This is a genomic window from Limnohabitans curvus (assembly GCF_003063475.1).
GTDB classification, from domain to species: domain Bacteria; phylum Pseudomonadota; class Gammaproteobacteria; order Burkholderiales; family Burkholderiaceae_C; genus Limnohabitans; species Limnohabitans curvus.
On record NZ_NESP01000001.1, the window covers coordinates 2,292,717 to 2,311,119 of the forward strand.

Consider the following 18,403-nt stretch of genomic DNA (forward strand, 5'->3'; position numbering starts at 1 on the left):
AGCACAGCGCGTGGACATTGAACAACCTCCCGTTAATTACGCGCGTGTCACGCCGCAAGCCGATCGACGCGGCTTGCTCATCGTCAACACGGGCGATGGCAAAGGCAAAAGCACTGCGGCGTTTGGTTTGGCCCTGCGCGCGCATGGGCGTGGCAAAGCGGTGAAGATTTACCAGTTCATGAAAGTACCCACGGCACGCTTTGGTGAGCACCGCATGTTTGAACAATTGGGTATTCCTGTCGAAGGCTTGGGCGATGGCTTCAGCTGGAAAAGCAAAGACCTCGAACATTCCGCACAGCTTGCCCGTGACGGTTGGCAAAAAGCCAAGGCCACCATCTTGAGTGGCGACTTTTTCTTGGTGGTGCTGGATGAAATCACCTACCCACTGATTTACGGCTGGTTGTCGTTGGCCGATGTGTTGGCCACCCTAGCGGCGCGACCCAAGGACGTGCATGTGTGCATGACCGGTAGACGTTGCCCACCAGAGCTGATTGCGCTGGCCGATACCGTGACCGAAATGACCAAAATCAAACACGCCTTCAATGCAGGCATTCCCGCACAGCGCGGCATCGAAGACTAAATTAAACGCAAAAGGAACGTATCCATGACCGCCAAATGTGTGATGGTGCTGGGCACCTCCAGCGGTGCTGGCAAAAGCTGGTTGACCACGGCCTTGTGCCGCTGGTATGCGCGCCAAGGCTTGAAAGTGGCGCCGTTCAAAGCGCAGAACATGAGCAACAACGCGCGCGTGGTGGCCTCGCACAACGGGCTGGGTGAAGTAGGGTCTGCCCAATACTTCCAAGCGCTCGCGGCCAAGGCCGAGCCCGATGTGCGCATGAACCCTTTGCTGCTCAAACCCGAGGCTGACACACACAGCCAAGTGGTGTTGCTGGGTGAGGTGAACAACGAGCTAACGAACACCCCTTGGCGTGGCCGAAGCGAAAAAGTGTGGCCACAAATCGCCGCATCGCTTGACGCTTTGCGTGTCGAAAATGACGTGGTGGTGATCGAAGGTGCAGGCTCTCCCGCCGAGATCAACCTCATGGCCAACGACATCGTCAACCTGCGCGTGGCGCGTCATGCCGATGCGCGCTGCTTGTTGGTGACCGACATTGACAAAGGTGGCGCGTTTGCCCACTTGTACGGCACATGGGCTTTGTTGCCTCCTGAAGATCAAGCACGCATCAGCGGCTTTGTGCTCAACAAGTTTCGGGGCGACGCGTCGTTGCTCGCACCCGCGCCCCAGATGCTGCAAGACCTCACCGGCGTGCCCACCGTGGCGGTGTTGCCCATGTGGTGGCAGCACGGCTTGCCGGAAGAAGATGGTGTGTTTCACTACGGCCCCACGCTCGGCACTGCCGTGTCCTCGCTGTCCCCCGAGGGGGTGCGTTCCCGCACAGTGGCCGTCATCGCCTATCCGCGCATCAGCAACTTGGATGAGTTTCAGCCGCTCAAAAACGTGCCAGGTGTGCGCTTGCTGTGGGCGCGCAGCCCTGCTGACTTAGTGGGCTTGCAGGTGAGCGATTGGGTAATCTTGCCCGGCTCAAAACACACCAGCAGCGACCTGGCTTGGCTGCGCGCGCAAGGCTTAGACGCGGCCATTGCCAAACACGCCGAGCAGGGCGGTGCCGTGCTGGGCATTTGCGGTGGTTTGCAAATGTTGGGCGAGGCCTTGATTGACACACACGGCATTGACGGCAATGCAGCGGGCCTAGGGCTGTTGCCCGTGGTCACGCAATTCGCGGCTGACAAAACCGTGCAACGCACCCGCGCCAAGTTTGGTGAGTTGCGCGGTGCATGGTCTGCCTTGTCGGGCGTGCAAGTGAGTGGCTACGAAATTCACCACGGCCAAACCCAAGCTCACGCCGCCATGGCTGCAGCAGGGCAGGTGGCACATGAGGTGATGCCCGGTTTGTCGTGGCAAAACGATGCAGGCAACGTGATGGGTTCTTACCTGCATGGTTTGTTCGAAGACCCTGCGGTGTTGCACGCTTTGTTTGGCGCGCAAACGCCCACGTTAGAAACGGTGTTTGAAGGCTTGGCCGATTACCTAGACCAACACATGCGCCGAGAGGTTTTGCAGGGGCTGCTCGTGTCACTAAGGAATTAAGGGCTAACCCTAGATTTCAAAAAAGCACAAGGGAAGCTTATACAAATCGAGATTCCCCTTTGTTGGTTTTGCCGTAATGATGGCGGCCATGACAACAAAGCTCGACATGAATTTGCTAACGACATGGGTCGGCAAGCAAGAGACATTGAATGATGAAATCTCTGCGGCCCCTGTGCGTGCCTTGTCCGCAACCTTAGACAGAGATGACCCATTGCCCATGCCTGGGGATGCGCTTCCTGCGCTGTGGCATTGGTTGTACTTTTTGCCTGCTGCGAAGCAGTCTCAAATTGGTGAAGATGGTCATGCCAAGCGGGGCGGTTTTTTACCGCCCGTGCCCTTGCCGCGTCGCATGTGGGCAGGTGGGCGTTTGCAATGGCACGCTCCGCTGAAAGTGGGCGATGCCGTCAAACGCGTGTCCACCATTGAGTCCGTCACACACAAATCGGGCCGCTCCGGCGATTTGCTTTTTGTCCTCGTCAAACATGAAGTGCACAACGCGCAAGGTTTGTGCCTGACAGAAGAGCACGACATTGTGTATCGGCCTGCCGCCCAGCCCGGTGACCCGGTGCCCGCGCCCATTGCGGCGGCAACTCTGGCAACGCAAGGCGAGCCCACGGGTGAGTTATGGACACGTGATGTCATTCCAGATGATGTGCTGCTGTTTCGCTACTCAGCGCTCACCTTCAACGGCCACCGCATTCATTACGACCGCAAATACGTGACTCAGGTCGAAGGCTATCCCGGCCTCATTGTTCATGGCCCCTTGATTGCCACGTGGTTGGTTGATTTGGTGCGCCGACATACCGACCGTCCGATCCGACGCTTTGAGTTCAAAGCATTGCGTCCCACGTTTGAATGTGCCGACCAACGCCATGTGCGCGTCAGTGGTCAGCCACAAGTGGATGGCAAACACGTGCGTTTGTGGGCACAAGACCATGAAGGCTGGCTGACCATGCAAGCCACGGCTGAGCTTGCTTAATTTAATTTTGAAATCTTGATGAAAACCCAAATCCCTACCCCCGATGCGCATCAAGAATTGCGCGAAGCACTGCGCGCCATGTGCGGCAGTTTTGATTCTGCGTACTGGCAAAAAGTAGACGACGAGCGGGGCTACCCCGAAGCGTTTGTCAACGCACTCACTGAAGCCGGCTGGCTGGCTGCCTTGATTCCTGCCGAGTACGGCGGTTCGGGGTTGGGGCTGGCCGAAGCTTCGGTCATCATGGAAGAGATCAACTTCGCGGGTGGCAATGCAGGCTCATGCCACGGGCAGATGTACAACATGGGCACGCTGTTGCGCCATGGCTCCCAAGTGCAAAAAGAGTTGTACTTGCCCAAGATTGCGACGGGCGAATTGCGTTTGCAGTCCATGGCCGTGACCGAGCCCACCACAGGGACGGACACCACACAACTCAAAACCACGGCCGTGAAAAAGGGCGACCGTTATGTGGTGAATGGCCAAAAAGTTTGGATTTCACGCATTCAACATTCCGACTTGATGATTTTGCTGGCACGCACCACACCGCTCGCAGATGTGACGCGCAAGAGTGAAGGCATGTCGATCTTCATCGTGGATTTGAAGCAGGCGATTGGCAACGGCATGACCGTCAAGCCCATTCGCAACATGGTGAACCACGAAACCAACGAAGTGTTTTTCGACAACCTTGAAATCCCTGTCGAGAATTTGATTGGCGAAGAAGGCAAGGGCTTCAAATACATCTTGGATGGCCTGAACGCTGAACGCACCTTGATCGCCGCCGAGTGCATTGGCGACGCGTATTGGTTCATCGAGCGCGCCCGTCGCTACGCCACCGACCGCACCGTGTTTGGTCGCGCGATTGGGCAAAACCAAGGCATTCAATTTCCCATCGCAGACAGTTACATCGAAACCGAAGCTGCCAACCTCATGCGCTTCAAAGCCTGCGAGTTGTTTGATGCCGGCAAACCTTGCGGCGCAGAGGCCAACATGGCCAAGTACCTGGCAGCCAAAGCGTCGTGGGAAGCAGCCAATGTTTGTTTGCAAACCCATGGTGGTTTTGGCTTTGCGTGCGAGTACGACGTGGAGCGCAAGTTCCGCGAGACGCGCTTGTACCAAGTGGCACCCATTTCCACAAATCTGATTTATTCCTATGTGGCAGAGCATTTGCTCGGACTGCCGCGTTCGTTTTGAGCCGCAACATGAAACGACCTCTCGATCACATCACCGTCGTGTCTTTAGAGCACGCCATTGCCGCACCGTTTTGCACACGACAGCTCGCAGATTTGGGGGCGCGTGTCATCAAAGTTGAAAGACCCGAAGTGGGCGATTTCGCCAGAGGGTATGACCAGCGCGTGAACGGCATGTCTTCGCACTTCACTTGGACCAATCGGTCCAAAGAAAGTTTGACGTTAGACATCAAGCACGGACAAGCGATGGACGCGCTCTTGAAGTTGCTTCAAACAGCGGACGTGTTTGTCCAGAACCTGGCGCCCGGTGCCACCGCAAGGCTGGGCTTGTCTGCAGAAGATTTGAAAAAAATCAACCCACGCTTGATCGTGTGCGATATCTCTGGCTACGGCAATTACGGGCCGTACCGCGACAAAAAAGCATACGACCTGTTGATTCAAAGCGAGGCGGGGTTTTTATCTGTCACAGGCACCCCAGACAGTCCCTCAAAAGCTGGGTGTTCCATTGCAGACATCGCGGCTGGCATGTACGCCTACACCAACATTCTTTCTGCCTTGTTGTTGCGCGAAAAAACAGGCCATGGCTCACACATTGATGTCTCCATGCTCGAAGCTTTGGGTGAGTGGATGAGCTTTCCTCTTTACTACGCCTTCAACGGTGCCGAACCGCCTGCCAGATCCGGCGCATCGCACGCCACCATTTATCCGTATGGTCCATTCCCCGTGGGGGGCGGTGCAACCGTTATTTTGGGTCTTCAAAACGAGCGCGAGTGGCAAGTCTTTTGCGAGAAGGTGTTGCTGAACTCGGCGCTGGCAACCGATGCGCGTTTCAACAGCAACACCAAGCGCCATGAAGGCAGGACCGCGCTGAAAGCCATCATTGATGCATGCTTTCAAACGCTCAGCATCACGGAAGTCGAAGCTCGGTTGGATGACGCCAAGATCGCCAATGCGCGCATGAATGAGATGAAAGACGTTTGGGACCACCCCCAACTGGGTGCGCGCCATCGTTGGCAATACGTTGAGTCTCCCGTGGGGGACGTGCCTGCGCTCTTGCCGCCGGGCGTGAACAACGAGTACACCTACCGAATGGATGCCATCCCCGCGGTTGGGCAGCACACAGAAACGATCCTCAAAGAGCTGGGGCTCAGTGCCTCGGTCATTGCTGAGATGAAACAAGTCGGAGCGATCTAAGCCATGGACAAAACTTTCCCAAGCCAACAGCTCGCAACGTTTGCCGCGCAGCTGCAAGCCCGTGACATTCCGCCTCATGTTTTGCGCAAAACAGAAGACCTGTTGGTGGATTGGTTTGGCTCTGCGGTTGCTGGAAAAGGCGCGCGTGCTGTTGAAACCATTGGCACATTCATTGAAAGAATGGGGCCTAGTACCGGTCCATCAGAAATTCTTTACAACCGCAAACGCAGCACGCCTTACTTTGCCGCCATGGCCAACGCGGCGGCATCGCATGTGGTGGAGCAAGACGACGTTCACAACGGATCCGTTTTTCATCCGGCAACCGTCGTCTTTTCACCCGCTGTGGCCGTGGCCCAAGCCATGGGTGCCTCTGGGCAAGACTTGCTCGTGGCATCCATCGTGGGTTACGAAGTGGGCATCCGAGTGGGCGAGTTTTTGGGCCGCTCACACTACAGAATTTTTCACACCACAGGAACCGCTGGCAGCATTGCGGCGGCAGCGGCTGTGGGGCGCCTGCTCAATTTAACGCCCAGTCAAATGCTGCATGCGTTTGGATCGGCCGGCACGCAAGCCGCTGGTTTGTGGGAATTTTTGCGCGATGCCGCCGATTCAAAACAACTGCACACGGCGCATGCGGCTGGCACGGGCTTGATGTCGGCCTATTTGGCCAAAGATGGCTTCACGGGCGCGCAGCAAATTCTCGAAGGCAAGCAAGGCATGGCTGCGGGCATGTCCACCGATACGGACGTGACCAAGCTCACAGACCGACTCGGCAGCCGATGGGCCACGGTTGAAACATCGTTCAAGTGTCATGCCTCTTGCCGCCACACACACCCTGCGGCAGATGCGTTGCTGCAAGTGATGCGTGACCACCATCTGACCATCAGCGATTTGAAGAAAGTCACGACGCACGTGCACCAAGGTGCAATCGATGTGCTTGGCCCTGTCGTTGATCCTGCCACCGTGCATCAATCCAAGTTTTCAATGGGCACCGTGTTGTCCCTTGCCGCAAAACATGGTTTTGCCGGATTGAGTGAGTTTGACCAAGACTTCAAAAAGCCAGAAATCACCGATCTCAGAGATCGGGTTGTCATGGTTTTAGACGACGAGGTCGATGCCGCTTACCCCAACCGTTGGATTGGCAAAGTCACGGTCGAAACAAACGCTGGACACGTCTTTGCAGGCCGCGTCGATGAACCCAAAGGTGATCCTGGCAATACGCTGTCGCGTGATGAGATTGAAGAAAAAGCCATGCGCATTGGCGTGTACTCACACGGTGCCACCCGTGATGAACTCAAGCAGGCCATAGATGCGCTTTGGCACATCGAGTCGGCCCAACAAGTGGGGGCGCTTCTGCCATGACCGCCTTCAAACGACTGAAGGACGCGTTGAGCAGTGCGCAAGCCTTCCTCTTTGTTCCGGGCAATCGCCCCGAGCGATTTTCCAAAGCGCTGGCAACCCATGCGCACGCGGTCATCATTGACCTGGAAGATGCGGTGCCTCTGGCGCAAAAGCAGGACGCGCGCCACATGCTGTTGAAAGCGCTGCCTGATTTACTCAAAGAATTTTCGAGCCGCATCGTGTTGCGCATCAACGCCTACGGCACGCCCTTTTTCCATGAAGACCTTGAGCTGGTGAAAAAGTTAGGCATCAACGCCGTACTTCTGCCCAAGGCTGAATCCAAGGCGCAACTGGCTGAGATCGAGAGCAAATTGCAGCGCCCCGTTTGGATCATTCCGATGATCGAAAGTGCGCATGGCATTGATCAAATGAAAGACATCGCCTCACACCCCTCGGTGGTTCGGCTGACATTGGGGAACATCGATTTGCAGGCCAACTTAGGCATGGCGTGCGGCGCTGACGAGCTGGAGCTTCTTCCCTTGCGCTACCAGATGACAGTGATGAGCCGCTTGTTTGAACTTGCAGCGCCCATTGATGGCGTCACCGTCAGCCTGACATCGGATCAGATCATCCAAGGTGACATTGCCCGGGGCAAGCGACTGGGCTTCACTGCAAAACTTTGCATCCATCCCGCACAAGTGGACCCAGTCATTGCAGGCTTTCGTCCCTCAGACGCTGACATAGAAAAAGCCAAAGCCATTGTGCTGGCCGATGCCAATGCCGCTGGCGGCGCCGTGCAACTGGACGGAAAAATGGTGGATCGTCCGGTGGTCCTCATGGCCAAACTCGTACTTCAACAAGCAGGTATTCAATGAATTTAGACACACTATTACTGGGCGTGGCAGACGGCATTTCTTATGCTGGTTTGCTTTTCTTAGTGTCCCTTGGGTTGACGCTGATTTTTGGTGTTTTGGGCGTTCTGAACATCGCACATGGCAGCTTGTATGCGTTTGGTGGCTATTCCGCTGCAAGCATCACCAGCTTTGTGATGCGACATGACTTCGCCTCGACGCCTGTCTTGTTCTTGTCGTTGCTCACCGCTGCCATTGTGGTGGGCGTTGTGGTTGGCTTGATCTTGGAAGTGGCGCTTCTGCGGTATTTCCAAAAGAAAGACCCCGTCATTCAGTTGCTGGTGACATTCGCGGCTTTTGTGATTTTTGAAGATGTGCAAAAACTCATTTGGGGCACATCGCCGTATTCAGCGGGCGAGCTTGTGACGCGGCTGGGGACGGTTGAATTTTTTGACGTGACTTACACGGTTTATCAAGTGCTCGTCATTCCTGGCATTGCATTGGTCAGCTATTTCGGTCTGAACTTTTTTCTCAAGAAAACTTCTTTAGGAAAACAAACGGTGGCGATCACGCATCACCGTGAGGTGGCCACCGCTATGGGTGTCAACGTTAAAAAAATCGCCACCTTGGTGTTCGTCTTGGGCGCGATTTTTGGCGCACTGGGTGGTGCATTGGCTGTACCGGTTTCGTCGTTGTCGCCAGGGATTGGCGCCGAAATGATCGTTGTGTCCTTCACGGTGGTGGCCACCGCAGGTCTGGGGCAAATCACGGGGGCTTTGATCACGTCACTCATGATCGGTATGGCGCGATCGATCGCGGTGTACATCGCGCCTGAGTTTGAAGTGGCCATGCCTTACATCATCATGCTGGTCGTTTTACTGGTGCGTCCAAACGGGCTTTTCACCGTCGCGCAATCTCGGAGAATTTGATGAAATTCGGTTTAATTTCCTTCGTTCTCGCATGCGTTGTGCTTGCTTTGGGGCTCATGTTCCCTTGGTCTAAAACAATCGTCATCTTGGGGCTTTGTTACGGGCTTGCGTCTTTAGGCGTTGCTTTGCCAGCAAGGTCTGGCCAGGTTTCTTTTGGCCATGCCATGTTTGCTTGTGTTGCGGCTTACGCTGTTGCATTTGTTGCCAAAGCGTTCCCTGCCGCTGATGGGCTGGTGTTGATCTTGGCGGGCACGGTCATCTCCACGCTGTTTGCCGCAGTGACAGGCTTGTTCATCGTGCGCTATCGCGGTATCTTTTTTGGCATGCTGAACCTCGCGGTCAGCATGGTGATCGTGGCCTTGTTGGGCAAGTTGTATTCACTCACCGGCGGGACCGACGGAATCCGTGTGGACCGTCCAGCCTTCTTGGGCTTTGTGACGGAGCGCAACGAGTTTGAAACCATTCTGCTGGTGTTCACCTTGGTCATGTCGCTGCTTGCTGGATGGTTCTACCAACGGTTCATCAAATCTGGATCGGGTGAGGCGTTGTTAGGCCTCAAGAGCAACGAGACACGACTTGAGTATTTGGGGCTCTCCGCCCACCGCGTGCTGTGGGTTGGCTACGTGATTTCTGGTTTGTTTGTCAGTTTGTCAGGTGCCATTTTTGCGCTGGCGCAAGGTTTGGTGACGCCCGACATCGGTTCGTGGACCCGCTCAGGAGAGCTGGTGTTCATCACGATTTTGGGTGGCGTGAGCCATTCACTCGGTGCGTTCGTGGGGGCTGCCATTTTTGAAGCCGTCAAGCTCACCGCGTCGGCCTACATGGCGGGTGTGTGGCAACTGCTGTTGGGGTTCACGCTGTTGGTCGTGATTGTGGTTGCACCCGATGGAATCATTGGTGCGCTTGAGAAGCGAAAAGAAAAAAAGGGAGCGCAAGTATGAGTCGTCCAATCTTGCTGGCAAAGGATGTCAATCTGGCGTTCGGTGGCGTCATCGCGGCTGACCACATCAATTTTGAACTCAACGAAGGTGAGCGTTTGGCAGTGATTGGCCAAAACGGTGCAGGAAAAACCACGTTCATCAACATTTGTACGGGCTACCTCAAGCCGACCTCTGGACAGATATTTTTCAATGGCACCGACATCACGGGCAAAACGCCAAGAAGCATTGTTCGTCTGGGACTCGGACGCTCGTTTCAGCTCCCCCAATTGTTTGTTGAACACACAGTGCAAGAGTGCTTGGAAATTGCTGCGGCTGCTAGAAATGGCAACCTATCGATTTTGAAATCATTGTCGGCATCTGTGGATCGCCATGAAATCATTGAAACGATGGAGCTGGTCGGGCTTCGTGACAAAGCAAACGAAATCGCAGGCGCGTTGCCCGAAGGCCATAAAAAGCTGTTGGATGTGGCCATGGCGCTCATGTTGCGCCCCAAGCTCATCATCATGGATGAACCCACCAGCGGTGTCTCGTCCGAAGACAAGCACGATTTGATGGCCTTGGTGATGCAAGCCCTAGAGGAACGCAAAGTCACCAGTTGGTTTGTTGAGCACGATGTCGACATCGTTTCGAAATATGCAACGCGTGTGGCCGCTTGGATTTCAGGAAAGATTGCAGCCGATGGCTCTCCCGATGAGGTGCTGAAAAATCTCCAAGTCCGAAAAGAAGTTTTAGGAGATTTGACATGCTAAAAATTGAAAACTTGTGCGTGTCGCTTGCCGGGTCTCCCATCCTGCGGTCTTTGTCCTTAGACATTCACGCAGGGACGACCATTGCGATCGTGGGTCGCAATGGCGCGGGTAAGACCACCTTGTTGCGCAGCATCATGGGCCTCATCCCCGCCACCTCGGGCGAGATGCATTTGGATGAACACAACTTGATGCGCTCTGCGGCGCATTTGCGCACCAGCCTCGGTATCGGTTATGCACCCGAAGACCGCGTGATCTTTCCAACGCTGTCGGTTCAAGAAAACCTAGAACTCCCTTGCGAAATTCTTGAGTTATCAAGCCAAGAGGTTGAGGAACGACTCGCGCATGTCTTGGATGTTGTGCCGCAATTGAAGCCCATGCTCGCAAGATCGGGTGCAGCCTTGTCTGGTGGTCAAGGCAAGATGGTGGCGCTGGGGCGTGCCTTGATGGTGGGCAGCGCCATTGTGTTGTTGGATGAGCCATTTCAAGGCTTGGCACCTGCGCTGGCACTTCAATATTCAGAGGCACTGGGGCGACTGCGCACGAGCCGTCCAGATCTATCCGTGGTCATCACCGAATCCAACTCGGCCTTGTTGACCGATATTCCTAACCAAATTTTGACGATTGAGCGCGGCTCATTTGTTGAAGCCATTCACTAAAGAAAGTTTGAGGCAAACCCCATGACAAAAATGTTTATCAATGGACAGTCTGTCAATGCACTGTCCGGCAAGGTGTTAGATGTTCTTTCACCCGTCGATGGTCAAAAATTCGAAGAAATTCCTAGAGGCGAAAAGGCCGATGTCGATTTGGCTGTGAATGCCGCGAACAAGGCGTTGGATTCTGCCTGGGGAAAAATGACAGCGCTTGAGCGCGGTCGTTTGCTCATGAAGTTGGGCGAGAAGGTGCTTGAGCATCACGCCGAACTCGCCGCGCTGGAAGCCCGTGATACGGGCAAGCCGATGACGACGGCTAAAACAGACATCACTGTTTTGGCGCGTTACTTTGAGTTTTATGGTTCAGGGGCGGACAAGATTCACGGTTTGGTGTTGCCATTTCTGGATGGTTACACCGTCAACGTGTTGCGTGAGCCACTGGGCGTGACGGCACACATCATTCCTTGGAATTACCCAGCACAAATGTTGGGCCGAAGCATCGCACCTGCATTGGCCATGGGCAATGCGGTCGTTGTGAAGCCCGCTGAAGATGCGTGCTTGACCCCCATTCGTGTGGCGGAACTGGCCAGAGATGTTGGCTTCCCTGACGGCGCCATCAACATCGTGACCGGTTTGGGCGAAGAGGCGGGCGCTGCACTGTCTGAGCATCCTGGCATTAACTTCATTTCATTCACGGGTTCGAACGAGGTTGGGGTGCTGATTCAAAAGGCTGCCGCCAAGAATGTCATCAAATGCGTGCTCGAACTGGGTGGCAAATCACCGCATGTGGTGTTTGGCGATGCAGACCTGGACCGTGCCGTGCCAATCATCACGCGCGGCATCATTGCTAATACCGGCCAAACCTGCACGGCAGGCAGCCGCTTGATTGTTCAAAAAAGCATTTACCCAGAAATCATGGAGAGGCTTGCCAAGCAATTTGCCCAAATCAAAGTCGGCACGCCCGACATGGACTTGGACTGCGGCCCCGTTGTGAATATCGCGCAGCGTGATCGCGTGGCGTACTTTTTGAAAGAGGCCGAGAAGTCTGGCATTGAGATGGTCGCTCAGGGTGTGCTTTCACCAGGCCTGCCGAAAGAAGGCTACTACGTCACACCCACGTTGCTGGGCAATGTGCCAGCCAACCATCGTTGTGCACAAGAAGAAATCTTTGGCCCCGTTTTGGCGGCCATGTCGTTCGACACCGAGGCTGAAGGCATTGCGTTGGCCAATGGCACGGACTTTGGCTTGATGGCCGCTGTTTGGACCGAAAACGGTGGTCGTCAGCAACGTGTGTCAAAGGCAATCAAAGCAGGTCAGGTGTACATCAACGCGTTCGGCGCAGGCGGCGGCGTTGAGCTGCCTTTTGGCGGTGTCAAGCGCAGCGGCCACGGTCGTGAAAAAGGATTCTTGGCACTTGAAGAAGTCAGCACAACCAAAACAGTCATCAACTATCACGGATAAAAACAGGAGACAAACATGGGTAAATTAAAAAACAAAGTGGCCATCGTGACAGGGGCCGGCGGCGGCTTCGGTGAAGGCATTGCTGAGCTTTACGTGAAAGAGGGCGCCAAAGTCATCGTGGCTGACATTCGCGGTGACGCCGCGAAGGCCGTGGCTGACAAATTGGGCGCCTCTGCGAGCGCCTTCACCTGTGACGTGTCTAACGCAGACAGTGTGAACGCGCTGGTGGCGTACACGGTGCAAACATTTGGTATTCCCGACATCGTGGTGAATAACGCCGGCGTGACGCATTTGAACAAGCCGATGCTTGAAGTCACGGAAGCTGAGTTTGACCGTGTGTACGACATCAACGTCAAATCAATTTTCCACATGGCGCATGCCGCTGTGCCGCAAATGCGCAAGAACGGTGGGGGTGTCATTTTGAACGTCGGTTCGGTGGCGGGTATCCGTCCGCGTCCAGGCCTGACTTGGTACAACGGCTCTAAGGCCGCGGTGAACATCATTTCAAAGTCGATGGCCGTTGAGCTGGGTCCAGAAAAAATTCGTGTCAATGCGATCTGCCCCGTCATGGGTGAGACCGGCATGTTCACTCAGTTCATGGGTATGCCAGACACCCCAGAAAACAGAGCCAAATTTTTAGGCTCTATTCCATTGGGTCGTTTCTCGTTGCCAAGCGATGTGGCGGCGGCAGCGCTCTTCTTGGCAAGTCCAGAAGCAGAGTTTTTTACAGGCGTTGAGTTGCCTGTGGATGGTGGTCGGACTGTGTAATTTGGGTTAGTGGTTCATTCATAAAAGGAGATAAATCATGAAGATGAAAATTGCGAAAAAAGCAACGGTGCTGTTGAGTGCCTTGATGCTGTCTGGATTGACTTTTGCGCAGCAAAAGCCAGCCGAGATCAAAGTGGGCATTACGACGTTCTTGTCGGGCCCTGCCTCTGTGTTTGGCGTGCCAGCCAAGGCGGCAGCTGAACTCATGATCGATGACATCAATGCCAAGGGTGGCATTGCCGGCGTGAAGATTTCACCTGTCTTTATTGATGAAGGTTTGGGTGGTGACAAGCTCTTGTCCGAATACCGCCGCGTGGTGCAAGACCAAGGTGTGCGCACCATGTTCTCGGCCATCTCCAGTGGCAACTGCAACATTGTTGCGCCCGTTGCGGAAGACTTGAAAGTTCTGAACGTGATGTGGGACTGCGGCACTGAGAAGCTTCTGGAAGAAAAGAAGTTCCGCTACGTCGTGCGTACACAAGCGAACGCCACCACAGAAATGGTGGCCACGGTTGTTTACCTGCTCAAGACCAACCCTAACTTCAAGACCATCGCTGTGGTGAACCAAGACTACGCTTGGGGTCGTGACTCTTGGGAAATTTTCCGCAACACGTTGATGGCACTGAAGCCTGATGTCAAGGTTGTGGGTGAGTTCTTCCCGAAATTCGGTGCGGCTGATTTCTCAACGGAAGTTTCACGTTTGTCGGCGCTCAAGCCCGATGTCATCTTGTCGACCTCTTGGGGCGGTGACCTTGACACCTTCGTTCGTCAATCGGTACAGCGTGGCTTGTTCAAGCAATCGAAATTTGTGTTGCCTTTGGCTGAGAGTTCGTTGGAGCGTTTGGGTGCCACGTTGCCTGATGGCGTGATCGTGGGCGCACGTGGTGACCACTACTTCTTGCATCCAGAAACCAAAGACGATGCAAGCCATAAGCAGTTTGTGCAGAAATTCAAAGCCAAAACTGACACGTACCCCATCTACTCCGTGTATCACATGGTTCAAGCCATCACAGGCTTGAAGGCAGGCTACGAGCAAGCCATGAAAACCAACGGCGGCAAATGGCCCAGCACAGAAGAAGTGGCCGATGCCATGCACACCATTGAGTTCAAAGGCTACGGTCGTCCTGTCAAGATGCGTGCGGATGGTCAAGGCTTGGAAGATCAACTGTTGGGCGTGACCAAGAAGACTGCCAAATATCCCTTCCCTGTGATGGATCAGATGATGATCATTCCTGCGGATACTGCAACGACACCTGTGGGTCAGAAGTCACCTGAGTGGGTCAAGACAATCAAGACTGATTTGTTGGACCAAAAACTCAAGACTTACTCGGCGAACTAAGCCAAAGCACGAAAGGTAATTGTTATGAAAATCAGAGCGGCAGTTCTTAACAGCGTGGGTGCGAGTTCTCCTTTTGTGGAGTCAAAGCCTTTGTCCATTGAAGAGTTGGATCTGCGCGATCCAGGTCCAGGCGAAGTGCTGATCAAGCTCAAAGCTGCGGGGCTCTGTCACTCTGATTTGTCTGTGATTACTGGTGTGAGGCCTAGGCCCACGCCCATGGCTTTGGGCCACGAAGCCTCCGGTGAGGTGGTGGGATTGGGTGCGGGCGTTCTCGACTTGAAAGTCGGTGATCTTGTCGCGCTGGTTTTTGTGCCGAGTTGTGGCCACTGCATGATGTGCATGGAAGGCCGTCCTGCTTTGTGTGAGCCTGGTGCCAAAGCCAACACCGAAGGCACGCTGCTCAGTGGCGCGCGTAGGCTGTATGGGTTTGGTGGCAAGCCCATTCATCACCATGTGGGCGTTTCTGCATTTGCTGACCATGCGGTTGTTTCACGCAGATCATGCGTGAAGATTGAAGCCGACATTGATCCGGTCGAGGCTGCATTGTTTGGCTGCGCTGTGTTGACGGGTATGGGCGCTGTGGTGAACACCGCTGGCGTGAAGGCTGGCAACTCGACGGCTGTTGTTGGCTTGGGCGGCGTTGGTTTTTGTGCCGTTTTAGGCGCGTTGGCTTCTGGTGCGCGCCATGTGATTGCGGTGGATCTGCATGAAAGCAAATTGAACCAAGCGCTGAGCCTGGGTGCCACCGCTGCATTCAATGCCAAAGATCCTGATTTGTTGAAAAAAATCCAAGAGCTCACCAAAGGCGGCGTTGATTTCGCCTTTGAGTTTGCAGGCTCTGTGCATGCCATGGAGTCCGCTTACCGGATGACACGACGTGGTGGAACCACTGTCACGGCAAGCCTGCCGCCTCCGGGCGATACCTGGGGTTTGCAACATGTAAACTTGGTCGCAGAAGAGCGAACCGTCAAAGGTAGCTATGTGGGTTCTTGCATCCCCGAGCGAGACATTCCTCGCTATGTAGACCTCTACTTGGCAGGAAAACTTCCCATCGATAAGTTAATGGGTGAGCGACTGACCCTTGAGCAGATCAACTATGGTTTTGATCGATTGAGTACGGGTGAGGCGATGAGAGATTTGATTGTCTTTTGATGCTGCATTGCACTTGATCGTGGGCCTGGCTGGCGTGTCTGTATTGGGTTGAGCCGACGCCTGATACAGGTAGAGAAAAGTCATGCTTCCAGATAATGATTCATTAGCGTTGTTTGTGAAAGCTGCCGAGTGTGGCAGCCTCACCAAAGCAGCCGAGGTCTCGCACATGAGTCTTGGCGCTGCGAGCCGCCGCATCGCGTTGCTTGAGCACAAATTCAAAACCATTCTTTTTGAGCGCACCTCCAAAGGCATTCACCTCACCCCTGCAGGGGCTGCGCTGGTGCACTATGCCAAAGATCTTTTGGTCGACCTCAACAAAATGCAATCGGAAATGAGCGCATTTGAGGCAGGCAACAAAGGCGTGCTGCGCGTTTTGGCTTCGACATCGTCCATGGCGCAATGCTTGCCAGAAGACTTGGCGCTTTTTTCAAAAGCCCACCCTGATTACAAGCTGATTGTTCACGAGGCGTGGAGCAACGAGATCACGCAGTCCATCCTTGCTGCCGAAGCCGATGTGGGCATCATCATGAAGGGCGCGTTCACGGCGGGATTGGATGTGTTTGACTATCGAACCGATCACCTGGCCGCACTGTTTCGAAGCGACCATCCTTTGGCTCACAAAGACAACTTCAGTTTCAGTGACGTGCTTGACTACGACCTCATCGGACTAGAGGGCAGCGCCAATTTGATGAAGCTCTTGACGATGGAGGCGACCAATCTAGGGAAGACGATGAAGTTGCGTGTTGAAGTGCGCAGCTTTGAGGCTGTTTTGAAAATGGTTCAGTCTGGGCTAGGCGTTGGCTTGCTGCCCAAAGATGTGGGTTTGTCCAAGGCTGCGAGTGGTGATGTGGTTTGCCGCCCCTTGCCCGAACCTTGGGCCGTGCGACAAATGCTGATTTGTACGCGTCAGGGGCAATCTAAAAATCTTGCCCTGACGAATTTCTTGTCAACTTTATTGGGCAGTATTCCCAAAGCAGCTTGAGGTGTTTCTCTCCTGTCCCCTGGTTGACAAAAATAGCCTCTTTCAGAGGGCGTGTGCGGGTTTTTAGGGGGACGAATAGCGGGCTGATGCGGCGATCATCTGTACCAATTCAGAAAGAGGAGATGAGATGACAAAAATCAAAACACTGCTGACCGCTTGTGCTTTGGCATGTGGCTTGGCCCACGCCCAAACTTACCCAGACAAGTCCATCACCATGGTCGTGCCTTTCGCCGCAGGTGGCCCCACCGATGTGGTGGCTCGCATGATGGCCATTCCAATGGGCAAATCTTTGGGCCAACCGGTGGTGGTGGAAAACGTCAACGGTGCCGGCGGCACGATTGGTGCCACCAAGGTCGCTCGTGCAACGCCCAACGGCTACACCATCTTCTTGCACCACATGGGCATGTCGACAGCGCCTGCGCTTTACAACAAGCTCAACTTCGACCCCCTGACTGATTTCGAATATATCGGGCAAGTGCTGGATGTGCCGATGACACTGTTGGCTCGTAAAGATATTCCTGCCAACAACTTGCAAGAGTTGATTGCCTACATCAAAGCCAATGAAAGCAAAGTGTCCTTGGCCGATGCAGGTTTGGGTGCTGTGTCTAACTTGTGCGGTTTGATGTTCAAAAGCGCGATTGGCGTGAATATCAACACCATCCCCTACAAAGGCACAGGCCCTGCCATGAACGATTTGTTGGGTGGCCAAGTAGACATCTTGTGTGACCAAACGACGCAAACTGTGCCGATGATCAAAGACGGCCGTGTCAAAGTGTTTGGCGTGACCACGCTCAAGCGCTTGGCTGCATTGCCCAATGTGCCAACCTTGGATGAGCAAGGCTTGAAAGGCTTTGAGGTGAAGGTGTGGCACGGCATGTATGCGCCCAAAGGCACGCCAGCGCCTGTGTTGAAAAAACTCAACACAGCGATGCGCTTTGCCATGGCTGATCCCACCATCAAGCAGCGATTGGCTGATTTGAGTTCAGACATCCCGTCCGCAGACAAGATGACCGCCGATGGTTTGAAAGATCACCTCAAGTTGGAAATCAACAAGTGGGGCCCCATCATCCGAAAAGCGGGTGTCTCAGCGGATTGATTCGCCAAGACTTGATTTCAAGGTCACCGTCAGGTGGCCTTTTGTGTTTTAGGCTTGAAGCTGCAAAACTCAGACACACCACACTGCCAGCACAGCGGCTTGCGCGCTTGGCACACATAGCGCCCATGCAAGATGAGCCAGTGGTGTGCATCGACCAAGTACTGTGGCGGGATGCGCTTCATCAGTTGCATTTCCACCGCCAGCGTCGTTTTGCCAGGCGCTAAGCCCGTGCGGTTGCCTACGCGAAAAATGTGCGTGTCCACCGCCATGGTGGGTTCGCCAAATGCCACGTTCAGCACCACGTTGGCCGTTTTTCGACCCACGCCAGGCAGGGCTTCGAGCGCTTCGCGTGTGCGCGGTACGAAGCCTTGGTGTTGTTCTACCAAGATGCGGCAGGTCTGCATCAGATGTTTGGCTTTGCTGTGGTACAGGCCAATCGTCTTGATGTAGTGCTCTAGGCCATCGAGGCCCAAATCCAAAATTTGCTGCGGTGTGTTGGCCACCGCAAACAGCTTGCGCGTGGCCTTGTTCACCCCCACGTCGGTGGCTTGTGCGCTGAGCAACACAGCGCTGAGTAACTCGAACACGCTGGTATATTCCAACTCGGTATTGGGCTGCGGATTGGCTGCTTTCAGCGTCGCAAAAAAAGGCTCAATGTGCTGTGTTTTCATACGACC

At 54.5% G+C, this 18,403-nt stretch carries 18 protein-coding genes; 17 read left to right on the forward strand and 1 reads right to left on the reverse strand.

All coding sequences use genetic code 11. The features are described 5' to 3' along the window. The first annotated feature begins 10 nt into the window (after positions 1-10). From cobO to B9Z44_RS11575, 17 genes are all read left to right on the forward strand, one after another. A complete protein-coding gene (cobO, locus tag B9Z44_RS11495) occupies positions 11-580 on the forward strand; it encodes a cob(I)yrinic acid a,c-diamide adenosyltransferase (protein ID WP_108359073.1) in 570 nt (189 codons plus the stop codon). 24 nt (positions 581-604) lie between these two features. Further along, positions 605-2,110: a cobyric acid synthase gene (locus B9Z44_RS11500; protein WP_108359072.1), complete on the forward strand. Its 1,506-nt coding sequence runs from the start codon at positions 605-607 to the stop codon at positions 2,108-2,110. A 79-nt stretch (positions 2,111-2,189) separates the two neighbouring features. Beyond that, positions 2,190-3,089 (forward strand): HTD2 family dehydratase, encoded by a 900-nt coding sequence (locus B9Z44_RS11505; RefSeq protein WP_108359336.1) that lies wholly within the window; start codon positions 2,190-2,192, stop codon positions 3,087-3,089. Positions 3,090-3,107: 18 nt separating this feature from the next. Continuing rightward, positions 3,108-4,277, forward strand: coding sequence for an acyl-CoA dehydrogenase family protein (locus tag B9Z44_RS11510; RefSeq protein WP_108359071.1), 1,170 nt, complete (start codon positions 3,108-3,110; stop codon positions 4,275-4,277). Positions 4,278-4,285: 8 nt separating this feature from the next. Then, positions 4,286-5,467, forward strand: a complete 1,182-nt coding sequence (locus tag B9Z44_RS11515) for a CaiB/BaiF CoA transferase family protein (protein ID WP_170108499.1) — start codon at positions 4,286-4,288, stop codon at positions 5,465-5,467. A gap of 3 nt (positions 5,468-5,470) precedes the next feature. Beyond that, entirely contained in the window at positions 5,471-6,829 is a 1,359-nt protein-coding gene (locus B9Z44_RS11520; protein WP_108359069.1) for an MmgE/PrpD family protein, read from the forward strand. Next, positions 6,826-7,683, forward strand: a complete 858-nt coding sequence (locus B9Z44_RS11525; RefSeq protein WP_108359068.1) for an HpcH/HpaI aldolase/citrate lyase family protein — start codon at positions 6,826-6,828, stop codon at positions 7,681-7,683. The genes B9Z44_RS11520 and B9Z44_RS11525 overlap by 4 nt, the downstream gene beginning before the upstream one ends. Further along, the gene (locus tag B9Z44_RS11530; protein ID WP_108359067.1) at positions 7,680-8,588 is read left to right on the forward strand and encodes a branched-chain amino acid ABC transporter permease; all 909 of its coding nucleotides are present in this window, start codon (positions 7,680-7,682) and stop codon (positions 8,586-8,588) included. The genes B9Z44_RS11525 and B9Z44_RS11530 overlap by 4 nt, the downstream gene beginning before the upstream one ends. A gap of 56 nt (positions 8,589-8,644) precedes the next feature. Then, the gene (locus tag B9Z44_RS11535) at positions 8,645-9,529 is read left to right on the forward strand and encodes a branched-chain amino acid ABC transporter permease (RefSeq protein ID WP_245912843.1); all 885 of its coding nucleotides are present in this window, start codon (positions 8,645-8,647) and stop codon (positions 9,527-9,529) included. Continuing rightward, on the forward strand, positions 9,526-10,278 hold the full coding sequence (locus tag B9Z44_RS11540) for an ABC transporter ATP-binding protein (RefSeq protein WP_108359065.1): 753 nt from the start codon (positions 9,526-9,528) through the stop codon (positions 10,276-10,278). The genes B9Z44_RS11535 and B9Z44_RS11540 overlap by 4 nt, the downstream gene beginning before the upstream one ends. Next, on the forward strand, positions 10,272-10,934 hold the full coding sequence (locus B9Z44_RS11545) for an ABC transporter ATP-binding protein (protein ID WP_108359064.1): 663 nt from the start codon (positions 10,272-10,274) through the stop codon (positions 10,932-10,934). The genes B9Z44_RS11540 and B9Z44_RS11545 overlap by 7 nt, the downstream gene beginning before the upstream one ends. Before the next feature lie 21 nt (positions 10,935-10,955). Beyond that, a complete protein-coding gene (locus tag B9Z44_RS11550) occupies positions 10,956-12,389 on the forward strand; it encodes an aldehyde dehydrogenase family protein (protein ID WP_108359063.1) in 1,434 nt (477 codons plus the stop codon). Between the two features lie 15 nt (positions 12,390-12,404). Further along, positions 12,405-13,157 (forward strand): SDR family oxidoreductase, encoded by a 753-nt coding sequence (locus tag B9Z44_RS11555; RefSeq protein WP_108359062.1) that lies wholly within the window; start codon positions 12,405-12,407, stop codon positions 13,155-13,157. Between the two features lie 43 nt (positions 13,158-13,200). Next, positions 13,201-14,496 carry an ABC transporter substrate-binding protein gene (locus tag B9Z44_RS11560; protein WP_108402910.1) on the forward strand — a complete coding sequence of 432 codons (1,296 nt, stop codon included), beginning with the start codon at positions 13,201-13,203 and terminating at the stop codon, positions 14,494-14,496. 24 nt (positions 14,497-14,520) lie between these two features. Next, on the forward strand, positions 14,521-15,648 hold the full coding sequence (locus B9Z44_RS11565) for a zinc-dependent alcohol dehydrogenase family protein (protein ID WP_108359061.1): 1,128 nt from the start codon (positions 14,521-14,523) through the stop codon (positions 15,646-15,648). Between the two features lie 82 nt (positions 15,649-15,730). Beyond that, on the forward strand, positions 15,731-16,630 hold the full coding sequence (locus B9Z44_RS11570; protein ID WP_108359060.1) for a LysR family transcriptional regulator: 900 nt from the start codon (positions 15,731-15,733) through the stop codon (positions 16,628-16,630). A 127-nt stretch (positions 16,631-16,757) separates the two neighbouring features. After that, on the forward strand, positions 16,758-17,726 hold the full coding sequence (locus B9Z44_RS11575; RefSeq protein WP_108359059.1) for a tripartite tricarboxylate transporter substrate binding protein BugD: 969 nt from the start codon (positions 16,758-16,760) through the stop codon (positions 17,724-17,726). A gap of 29 nt (positions 17,727-17,755) precedes the next feature. On the opposite strand, the gene nth is transcribed toward B9Z44_RS11575, so the two are convergent. Beyond that, positions 17,756-18,397, reverse strand: a complete 642-nt coding sequence (gene nth / locus B9Z44_RS11580) for an endonuclease III (RefSeq protein WP_108359058.1) — start codon at positions 18,395-18,397, stop codon at positions 17,756-17,758. Positions 18,398-18,403: the final 6 nt, after the last annotated feature.